Here is a 10,367-nt window from a genome sequence, read left to right on the forward strand (position 1 = left end):
ATTTATCTCTAAAACTTTCCTTTCCTGGATGATGTGCTCTTTTATTCCACTTCCATACAGTTTTTCTGCTTATTCCAAGAAATTCAGCAATTTCTTTTGTTTTCTTTCCTGCCTTCTTTGCCATAACCATTATTCTCCTCATTTCTGGAGTAACATGTGACATTTCCCATTCCCTCCTATAAAGAATGGGAAATTGGTTTAAGAAATGTTACCGATCTGTGTTTACTTTACAGCTCAAAAAGTTAAAATTTTATATTAAAAATGTATATCCATCGATGAAGTTGAACCCCTCTCCTCTGGGACTTGCCGCATTTGCACTGACAACCTTCTTGCTGTCTCTGCATAATCTTGGCTTTATGGAAGGAGGAATTGTAATTTCTCTCGCCCTTTTCTATGGCGGGATGGCGCAGTTTTGCGCTGGCATGCTGGCATTTAAAGCAGAAAATAATTTTGCTGGCACTGCTTTTTCTTCATATGGAGCATTCTGGCTTTCCTTCGGGCTCGCTGAAATTTTTAAGTTATGCGGGCTTTTGAATTTTACAGCAAAGGAAACTGGTTTTATGCTGATTGCATGGGGAATATTCACTTTTTACATGTGGATTCCTTCTCTTAAAGTGGGAAAGGCTGTTTCTCTTGTTTTTCTAACTCTTTGGCTAACATTCTTTGCTCTTGGTCTTGCATCAATTTTTTCATTCAGTTCAAAAATTGGAGGGGCAGTTGGGATTGTTTGCTCACTTCTTGCATGGTATGTTTCTGCTGGCGAATTGATAAATGAATTTTATGGAAATAAGGTAATCCTATAATGAAAATAAATTATGCTTGCATTCCCTGTCTCTTAAAAAGGGTGATTTTTGAATCAAAACTTGTAGTTGATGAGGAAAAATTGCATTATATAATGAAGAAAGTTCTTGAAAAATTTTCAGAGATATATGATCCAAAAAGAAGCTCTGCAGAAATTGCAACAGAAATACATGCATTGGCTTATGAATTGATAGGAAAGGATCCCTATAAAAATTTAAAGGAGGAAAGCAATAGAATGGCTCTATCAATTTTACCAAAAGCAAAAAAAATCATAGAAAATAGCGAGAATAAACTTGAAAAAGCAATATTATGCTCAATAGTAGCAAATTCAATAGATTTTGGAATAGAAGGAAGTGCATCCTCTCCTCAGGAACTTTTTTCAAAATTCGAAGAATATTTAAACGAAGGATTTTACATAAATGATTTTGAAAAGATGGAAAAATATTTGAAAGGGAATATTCTATATTTTACAGATAACTGCGGGGAAATAGTCTTTGATAAAATTGTATGCGAGAAGTTAAAGGAATATGATGTCAGCATCTCTCTTGTATGCAAGAAATATCCAATATTAACAGATGCAACTTATGAAGATGCAATAAAAATTGGAATGCAAGATATTGTTGATGAAGTATTAACAACAGGAAAGTTTTCTGTTGGAGTGGATTTTTCTGGAATAAGTGAGAAATTGAAGACGAAATTGGGGGAGGCATCTATTATAATATGTAAGGGAATGGCAAATTATGAGGCATTTTCAGAAACAAGATACAAGCCAATAGCATATTTAATGAGGGTTAAATGCGAACCGATAGCAAAAAGTATAGGGGCAGAGAAATCGAAAAATATTTTAAAAATATATGAATAGGGAAGAGGTTAGGGATATCCCCCTATTTTTAAGCTCGGGTCGCCGAGCAACACCCATTCTTCAACTGTTTTGCAATCAATTGCATCTTTCATTGGGTCGCGAACTGTTATGTAGTCAGTTATTGCGGTTCCCCATGCTTCGCCCAGCATATTCTTTCCTTTTGACCCATACGCATGGAAGAATCTATCCTCAATAAATCCTCCAAAGTATTCTACTTCATCAGGTATTCCATTTTTGTTGTCATCATATCCTCCTCCCTGTCCATAGCCCAAGCCAGTATTTCCAAAAGTTGCTATTGCTCCTTTATTTGCCATCTTTACTAAATGCCAGCTGAAGCATTCATAGGTTGGCTGATATGTCCAAGGATTTTGTAAATCATCAAGAAGGCTTATGTTAAATTCGCTGTTGTGGCATCCCCCTATAACCACAATTGGCTGCATTTCTCCATTGCTCAATAAATCCATATTGTAAGTCATCAATCCATTTACCCATGGTCCCTCTCCATTTGTGAAGTGGGTTGCCCATGCAGTTGGGCTTCCATGTCCGTCCATTGCAACAAATCCAAAGCCAGTGCTGAAAGTTTTTATAACATTTACCCATGCAAACTTGCCAGCAAAATAGTTTGGTTCAGCATATCCATAGGTAAGGGTTCCATCAGATACATAAAGGCTTGTTTTAACAAATTTATCTGCCATATAATTATCATAGAACCATGAAGTAGATACCTCTCCTTCAAAAACATCATTTCCTCCAAAAGTATCTCCTCCAATTAAAAGCATTTTATTGAACCATTCCTTGCCATATGCATTGTTTTCATAATTAATTATCTTGTCAATCAAATTCTGCAATTCCTTCAAGCTTCTGCAAGCAAGCCTTCCAACATATACATCCGGAGCCAAATCAAGCTTGTCCTTTCCATATTTAAATGACCACGCCCCAAAAATGCCATCGCCGTTTGTATCCCATGATGAAAATGTGCCATTCGCATTATATATATCTGCAAAATATAAGTCGCTTAAATAGCCGAATTCTGCTTGATCATCAAGTGCAGCATATCTTACAGGACAATACCATAGCTCATCATTGCTTGTTGTTGCTCCATCCATTCCCCAGTTACCTGTAAAGTAAGATTTTTTACCCCCCACAAGCATAACATATTTTATACCATATTCTTCAAGCATATCTTTTATGAAATATTTAACCTTCTCAGCTCCATCCCTTCCCTCATAACTGGAATAAATGTTCTCTACTTTCTCAGAAATTACCCTCAAGCCTTTTTCTTCTTTGTGCTGAATTAACCTCACTATTTCATTTTCCCATTCAGAAGGATATATTATCAGCAAATCTTTTTCACTTTCTGAAATTACATTGCTTGGTTTATAATCAACTTTTATTTCAAAATCATTTGCTATCTCAACCATATTTTCTTTTGCAATGTATCTTACTGGATATAGATGAAGAGCAACAATTGTTGATAATTTTCCTTCATAAAGCCCGCCATATTCATTAATGCTATACCAATTCTCTGGATATACTTCATATGTCTCATCATCACCTTCATATCTTATATTTGTTCCATATGCTATGGCTGGCGGAGCGATTAATACACTTGCTTTCTTCTTTTCTATCATTTTTGGAGTGCATTCTATGCTAACCTTGCTTCCAAGAGGGAAAACATAGAGCTTAACATAATATGGTAGCATTGGTTTTCCTGGAGATGAAGTATAATAAGCGTTGCTATATGCATCGCTGTATATGTCCGCATAGCCAGCGATTTCAAAATTTTTTGTGCTTTTTCTGTTATCAACCCCTGTTGCACTTAAAAGAAGGGCTATACCAACTATTCCAGCTATAATTATTTTCCTCATTTTATCACCATTTCTAAATACAATTTAGAATATAATTTTTACTGAGCAAAAAGCTCCTCTTTCGCTTTTTCTACCTCCTCATAAATTCTTTCAACATCAAATCTCATTTTTTTATCATTCATCAGCAATTTTCCATTTATTATAACATCGCTTACATTCATTGAGTTCGCAGAATAAACAATATTTGAAATAACATTATGGCATGGAATAAGATTTGGAGATTTTACATTAATGCACACTAAATCCGCTTTTTTCCCTTCTTTTATAACTCCTCCATCTATACCAAGGAAGCGATATGCATTAGTTGTAGCCATATCAAAAACCTGCTGGGCATCTGCAACGCTTGCATCCCATCTATGTTGCTTATGCACAAGAGAGCAAAATTTCATCGTCTCAAACATGTCAAGCTTGTTATTGCTCGCCGCCCCATCCGTGCCAAGCGTAACAAAAGCATTTTTTTCAAGAAGCTCTGGCAGGGGGGTAAAGCCGCCGGTGGCGAGCTTCATGTTGCTAACTGGATTATGAGCGACGCATGCTTTTGATTTTGCTATTTCATTAACTTCTTCTCTTGTGAGCCAACAGCAGTGAGCAAGTATTGTTTTCCTTTTAAGCAATCCGCTTTTTTTAATTTGCTGCAACGGCCTCACTCCATAATTCTTAACACAGTCATAAACTTCTTTCCTTGTTTCCGAGCAATGTATATGGAGGAAAACATTGTATTTTCTGGCAATTTCCCCTGCTTTCTTCAAAGTTTCTGGGGAGCATGTATAAACTGAGTGAGGAGCAACAACTGGTCTAACTATTTCATCATTTTTCCATTTCCTTAAAAATTTTTCGCATTCTTTCATAAGATTTTCTTTTTTCATCTCTGGTGTGTCAAAATCAAGGATGCTGAAGCCAGCAAAGCATCTCATACCAAATTTTTTTGCCTGATTTGCTATTTCATCCTCAAAAAAATACATATCCGCACAGCATGTTGTTCCAGTTGAGATCATCTCAATAAATGCAAGTTTTGTTCCACTGGCAATATGTTTTTTGCGAAGTTTTGCTTCGACTGGCCATATCTTCTTTGTAAGCCACTCTTCCAGCTTCATATCATCTCCATAGCCCCTAAAAAGAGTCATTGGCAGATGGGTATGCATGTTTATTAATCCAGGTATAACTATTCTATTTTTTATTAAAAAATCCGCTTCATGGGAAATTTTTCCTATTTCAACAATTCTATCATCTTCTATATAGACATCTCCTTCTATTATCCTTCTTTTTGTGTCCTGGGTAACTATTTTTGAATTTTTTATTAATATACTCATTTAATCGAGCAATATTATATTATATGGAGTTACAAAAGGATATTCAGTTATTTCTCCTTCCACTTCCACCTTTCTTCCTTCAACATCCATTCTTTCCTTCAAAAGGACACCGAGCACGCCATCTTCATAAGCAACCCTCATGATATATCCGTCCCTGTATGGGAAAATCGCTTTAACAACACCTCTCACCCTCAATTTACCCTTAGTTGGAACATATGAAGCTGGTTTTTCTTTTTTCCTGTAAAGCTCATAAAAATTCGCCCTCAATTCTTTCAATATATCTTCATCAGAGATCACAAAAGCAATCTGATTTTCCTTTATCTCGCCCGCAAATATATAAGCTTTTGTAAGCCCAACTGCATAATTTCCGACTGCTTGCTCATTTTCAACCGCATTTTTTATCTTAGGGCTGGGCGTTGCAACAACAACCTTTGCATCCGCTGGCGGCTCGATGCTTATTTTTTCAGCGACTATAAGGGGATTTTTTAATTCTGAAAGGCTCCATTTTTTAAGCAATTTGCATGTTTTTTCTGGCACACTTTTTTTCCATGCAAGTTCAACAGCAACAGAAACCGCAACTATTCCCACTACCAATCCAGCAATAAATCCTATTAAACTATCCATGTTTAAAATATATTATTAATTATTAAGCTTTATCATTTTGAATGGCGCTTGCTAACATTTATCAAAGAAAAGAATTATTAAACAATGTTGTATTACATCTAATGGGTTTTGAAAATATGTATTCAGCAAGGTTGAAAAGAATTCGCTCTTCTGAAATAAGGGAGTTGCTCGAAATTTCTCAGAAACCTGGTGTAATATCTTTTGCTGGTGGCCTGCCAAATCCAAAAGCATTTCCAGTAAATGACATAAGAGAGATAGTAAATAAAATTCTTGAGGAAGAGCCTGTCAAAGCCCTCCAATATGGCGCAACGGGCGGGCTGGCGGAATTCAGGGAGGAACTTGCAAAATATGTAAAGAAGCACGGGATTGAAACAAAATTTGATGAACTTTTCATTACTGTTGGCTCCCAGCAGGCATTGGATATTGTGGGAAGGGTATTTATTGATGAGGGGGATGTTATTTTTGTTGCATTACCAACATATCTTGGAGCAATAAATGCATTTCTTGCGTATGGGGCAAAGCTGGTTGGTGTGCCCCTCGATGAAAATGGCATGAGGGTTGATTTGCTTGAGGAAAAGATAAAGGAGTTGAAAAAGAAAGGGGAAAAAATTAAAATGATTTATACTGTGCCTACTTTTCAGAATCCAGCGGGCGTTGAGCTTTCTGAGGAGAGGAGAAAAAGAATGATTGAGCTCGCAAATGAACATAACCTCATAATTGTTGAAGATGAGCCATATGAAAGACTAAGATTCGAGGGAAAACCGCTGAGAGCAATAAAATCATATGATACGGAAGGGAGAGTAATTTATATGGCAACATTTTCAAAAATACTGGCGCCAGGCTTCAGGCTGGCCTATGTTATTGGGGGCGAGGAGATCAGCAAAAAAATGGTTCTTGCGAAGCAGTCAATGGATTTGTGCGCTCCTGGATTTACCCAGGCAATTGCATATCATTATATAAAGAATGGTTACATTGAAAAGCATATACCGAAAATTATAGAGATGTATAAGAGGAAAAGAGATATAATGCTTTCAGCCCTCGAAGAATATTTCCCGCCTGGCTGTAAATGGACGAGACCAAAAGGAGGAATGTTTTTATGGGTTGAACTCCCGAAGCATATAAGCACAATTGAAATGCTATCAGATGCAATAAATGAAAAGGTTGCGTATGTTCATGGAAAGGCATTTCATGTTGATGGAAGCGGGGAAAACACCATGCGCCTTAATTTCACAAATCCAGAAGATGAAATGGTTAGAGAAGGAATAAGAAGGCTTGCAAATGTTATAAAGAAAAGAATTTAACTATTCCCTTATCTCCCCATTCATAACAATATTTTTAACAACATTTTCTATTCTTTCAATGGCTTCCCTTATTTTTCCAATTTTTAAAGAAGTATCGTAATCGAGCTCTTTTTCCTCCAGGAGAGAGATATATCCTTTTGCTATTGCAATTGGATTGAAGAAATAATGGGCAATTTCTTCCCTAAAAATTTTCTCCTTTGCCCTGCTTTCATCTATAAATCCGAAATAAAAAATTGTTTCTCCATTCTCAATTATTGGATATAACCTTATGCTTTTGCTATTTTTTAAATATTTCAACTTTTTTCTTGCCATGCTATCTGCAAAAATTAATTCCTTGTTTCCATTCAAAATAAATATGCCATGATCGCTATCTATTGATGAAATATTTTGCTTTTTATATGCTGTTTTATTATATGAGAGCATTTCTTCAATCATTAAACAATAAATGCGAAATCTATATATATTGCTAACTTTAATCAAAATTGTTCTGACAGAGCAAAAATGCTCTTCTTTTCGCTTCTTCATATATTTCTTTTAGTGGAACCCTTTTTTTCTCGGCAATTTTCCTGCAATCCTCATACTCAGGTGATATACTTACAATTTTGCCATTGTGATATCCTATTTTAACACTAATTTCCCCATATTTTGTTTCTATTTTCCTTATTTCCCTTTCAATAACATCCCTCTTAACTTTATAATATCTCAGTCCTAATGTTGTTGTTTCTTCAAATATAATTTTCTTTATTTCCTCGATTTTATCATATGTTGATATAACTTTCAGCAAAATTCCGCTCCTCCCCTTTTTCATAATAACGGGCACGATAAAAGCATCATTTGCACCGCTTTTTAAAATCCTGTCAATTAAATAGGGAAAAAATTCAGGATTCATATCATCTATATTTGTTTCTATTACATAAATCCCCTCCTCGCAAACCTCTTTTCCAATAACAACTCTCAAAAAATTTGGAATTGCAAGCCTATTTTTCCCCATTCCATACCCAATTCTCTTAACCTCCATCTCAGGCCATCCAAAAGATGCCATGCCGAGCAATGCGGCGCCTGTTGGAGTTGTTGTCTCCCCTTCCACTGAAGAAAAAATTACCCTCTTACCTTTCAGCAATTCAAGAGTTGCAGGAGCAGGCAAAGGAAGAATGCCATGCTCGCATTTAATTTTTCCTCTTCCTAAAACTGGAGGGGAAGAATAGAGCTTTTCTATTTTTAAATTTTTTAGAGCAACAAGGGAGCCAACTATATCAACAATTGTATCAACCGCCCCAAGTTCGTGAAAATGAACTTTTTCAATGCCCGTTCCATGAATTTTTGCCTCCGCCTTTGCAATTTCATTAAAAATTTTTTTCGCCTTATTTTTTATATCCCCGTCAATATCGCTTTCATCTATTATTTTTGAAATAACTCTCAAATTCCTGAATTTTCTATCTGGCGAGGAAATAATTAGAGAGGTTCCCTCAACAACATCCTTCACTTTTTTTACTTCTATATCTACTTCTATTCCAAGCTTATCAATTTCTTCCCTTAACTTTTTTAAGGAAAAGCCAGCATCAATAAGGGATGCAAGAAACATATCACCGCTTATTCCAGATACTATATCAATATATGCAATCATTTTATCCTCCTGTCTATCAGATGGGCAGCAACCCCCGCCCCAAATCCATTATCAATATTGACAATAACTATTCCAGGAGAGCAACTGTTTAGCATGCTCATAAGGGCAGCAAGCCCGTTTATTCCAGTTCCATATCCAATGCTTGTTGGAACAGCTATAACTGGTGAGGATGTGAAATTTGATATTATTGTTGGAAGAATTCCATCCATACCAGCAACAGCAACAACAACACTTGCCTTTTCAATATCCTCGGCAAAATTAATTATCCTATGAATGCCTGCAACTCCAACATCATATATCCTTTTTACCCTGCTTCCAAGTTCCTCAGCGGTCACGCTTGCTTCTTCCGCAACTTTTAAGTCTGCTGTGCCTGCGGATGCGACAACTATATAACTTTTTCTCCTTGTTTTTTTCTTTTTTCCTATCACAATCATTCCGCATTCCTTATAGTATCTGCAATTTTTTAAGCCCTTAAGCATTTTATATGTTTTATCGCTTGCCCTTGTTATGAAAATTTTCTCGACTGGAAGCATTTCTTCAACAATTTTTTTTATCTGCTCTTTTGTTTTTCCTTCAGCATATATTACTTCTGGGATTTCCCGCCTTATTCTGCGATGAAAGTCAATTTTTGCAAAACCAATGTCCTTAAAAGGAAGAATTTTTAGCATCTTCTTTGCTTCCTCAATGCTTATCTTCCCTTCCTTTACTTTCTTCAGCAATTCCTCAACTTCCATCATGTCAATAAAATTGTAAAATTTAAATGTTTGTGGCAATAAAAAGCGTTTTAATGCATACACATCGCCATAAATTGCGTGGTTTTAAACCCCAATCAAACTTACATAAGAAAGTATTTTTGTTGTTTGAATTCTATTTTCCTAAATATTTACTGTTGCAATTATTGGCAAATGATCAGATAATCTTGGTCTTGTATTGAAAATTTCATTTTTATCTCCAACTTTGACATCAACAAGCTTGACATCTTTTGGGATAAAAAGGTAATCCAATTGGTATGGTTTTTTATTAGAACGAGCGAGAAAAGTGAATGCATTTTCACCGTACTTTTCATAAAGCACGTCTATATACCCAAATTCGGATAATTTTTTCCCCATTTCTATTGCAAGTGAACCCCATTTTCTAAGTTGTTTTTGAAATTTTTTATCCATATTGAGATCGCCTCCGATGATGATTATCTTGCCTCTGTTACCTTGAATATATTTATAGAGAATTTCTAAAAACTCTGAAAAATCACTTAAATATGTACCTATATAATTGTAAATACTTATAAAAACTAATTTATTTCCAAATATATATGTTTCACAAGAAACAGAGAAGTCATAGACAAAACCATTTTCTGAATTAACATGCAAAATATTTTCTACATTCGTGAATTTATCCCGCTTAAGTAATATGGCATTCATTTCTCCTCGCACAATATGATAATTCTTTCTCATTTCATGAGGAATTATGTACACTTCTTGAAAAAGTCCAACATCAAAATCTAATTCTTTGAGATATTTCCAAAGATTTTCTCTTGTATATGCTGCTTTATTTATATTCCACGTCAGAATCTTAAATTTCATTTTGCACCCCTATTAGACCTAACCTATATAATTTCTTTCTTCTATGTTTGAATGAGTAAGGCAGTGAAATTAGACATAGAATATATATGTTTTTTCATTTTTCGATTCCCCGAAAATTTCGTGATATTTATAAACATATTTTCATTTTCCATTTAAGGGGATGGAAAATGAAATGCCCATATTGTGGATGTGAAGATGTTGTAAAGGCGGGTAAAAGATACAATAAGCATGTTGTAAAGCAGATTTATAAATGCAATGGATGCAAAAGAAGATTTGTTGAAAGAGATGGATTTGAAAAAATGATGTACCCAAAAGAAATAATTTTGAAAGTTCTCCATTTATATGCAGAAGGATTATCTCTGTCCAAAATAAGGGATTATATATGGCAACATGAAGG

At 35.2% G+C, this 10,367-nt stretch carries 12 protein-coding genes; 4 read left to right on the forward strand and 8 right to left on the reverse strand.

All coding sequences use genetic code 11. The features are described from left to right. Positions 1-163, reverse strand: a 163-nt coding sequence (locus tag H5T45_06405; protein ID MBC7129342.1) for a sigma-70 region 4 domain-containing protein, incomplete at its 3' end; no start/stop codon positions are given. A 112-nt stretch (positions 164-275) separates the two neighbouring features. On the opposite strand from H5T45_06405, the gene H5T45_06410 reads away from it, so the two are divergent. Together H5T45_06410 and H5T45_06415 are read left to right on the forward strand one after the other, a co-directional pair. Beyond that, the gene (locus tag H5T45_06410) at positions 276-803 is read left to right on the forward strand and encodes an acetate uptake transporter (GenBank protein MBC7129343.1); all 528 of its coding nucleotides are present in this window, start codon (positions 276-278) and stop codon (positions 801-803) included. Next, positions 803-1,663, forward strand: a complete 861-nt coding sequence (locus H5T45_06415; protein MBC7129344.1) for a DUF89 family protein — start codon at positions 803-805, stop codon at positions 1,661-1,663. Before H5T45_06410 ends, H5T45_06415 begins: the two co-directional genes overlap by 1 nt. 8 nt (positions 1,664-1,671) lie before the next feature. On the opposite strand, the gene H5T45_06420 is transcribed toward H5T45_06415, so the two are convergent. Genes H5T45_06420 through H5T45_06430 form a run of 3 tightly spaced genes read right to left on the reverse strand, consistent with a single transcriptional unit; the run spans position 1,672 to position 5,465 of the window. Continuing rightward, the gene (locus H5T45_06420) at positions 1,672-3,531 is read right to left on the reverse strand and encodes a hypothetical protein (protein MBC7129345.1); all 1,860 of its coding nucleotides are present in this window, start codon (positions 3,529-3,531) and stop codon (positions 1,672-1,674) included. Between the two features lie 38 nt (positions 3,532-3,569). Further along, a complete protein-coding gene (locus tag H5T45_06425) occupies positions 3,570-4,841 on the reverse strand; it encodes an amidohydrolase (protein MBC7129346.1) in 1,272 nt (423 codons plus the stop codon). Further along, complete coding sequence (locus H5T45_06430) at positions 4,842-5,465, reverse strand: hypothetical protein (protein MBC7129347.1); 624 nt, start codon at positions 5,463-5,465, stop codon at positions 4,842-4,844. Positions 5,466-5,566: 101 nt separating this feature from the next. Here H5T45_06430 and H5T45_06435 point away from each other — a divergent pair, with 101 nt between their 5' ends. Further along, on the forward strand, positions 5,567-6,766 hold the full coding sequence (locus tag H5T45_06435) for a PLP-dependent aminotransferase family protein (protein ID MBC7129348.1): 1,200 nt from the start codon (positions 5,567-5,569) through the stop codon (positions 6,764-6,766). Here the strand turns inward: H5T45_06435 and H5T45_06440 are convergent, their stop codons facing one another. From H5T45_06440 to H5T45_06455, 4 genes are all read right to left on the reverse strand, one after another. Further along, complete coding sequence (locus H5T45_06440) at positions 6,767-7,201, reverse strand: hypothetical protein (protein MBC7129349.1); 435 nt, start codon at positions 7,199-7,201, stop codon at positions 6,767-6,769. A 37-nt stretch (positions 7,202-7,238) separates the two neighbouring features. Next, positions 7,239-8,390, reverse strand: coding sequence for a nickel pincer cofactor biosynthesis protein LarC (gene larC / locus H5T45_06445; protein ID MBC7129350.1), 1,152 nt, complete (start codon positions 8,388-8,390; stop codon positions 7,239-7,241). Further along, positions 8,387-9,124 carry a nickel pincer cofactor biosynthesis protein LarB gene (gene larB / locus H5T45_06450; protein ID MBC7129351.1) on the reverse strand — a complete coding sequence of 246 codons (738 nt, stop codon included), beginning with the start codon at positions 9,122-9,124 and terminating at the stop codon, positions 8,387-8,389. Before larB ends, larC begins: the two co-directional genes overlap by 4 nt. 141 nt (positions 9,125-9,265) lie before the next feature. Further along, entirely contained in the window at positions 9,266-9,970 is a 705-nt protein-coding gene (locus H5T45_06455; protein ID MBC7129352.1) for an endonuclease/exonuclease/phosphatase family protein, read from the reverse strand. A gap of 167 nt (positions 9,971-10,137) precedes the next feature. Here H5T45_06455 and H5T45_06460 point away from each other — a divergent pair. Beyond that, the coding region (locus H5T45_06460; GenBank protein ID MBC7129353.1) for an IS1 family transposase at positions 10,138-10,367 on the forward strand (230 nt) is incomplete at its 3' end.

It is taken from the genome of Thermoplasmatales archaeon, from assembly GCA_014361245.1.
In the GTDB taxonomy this organism is placed as follows: Archaea; Thermoplasmatota; E2; order UBA202; family JdFR-43; genus JACIWB01.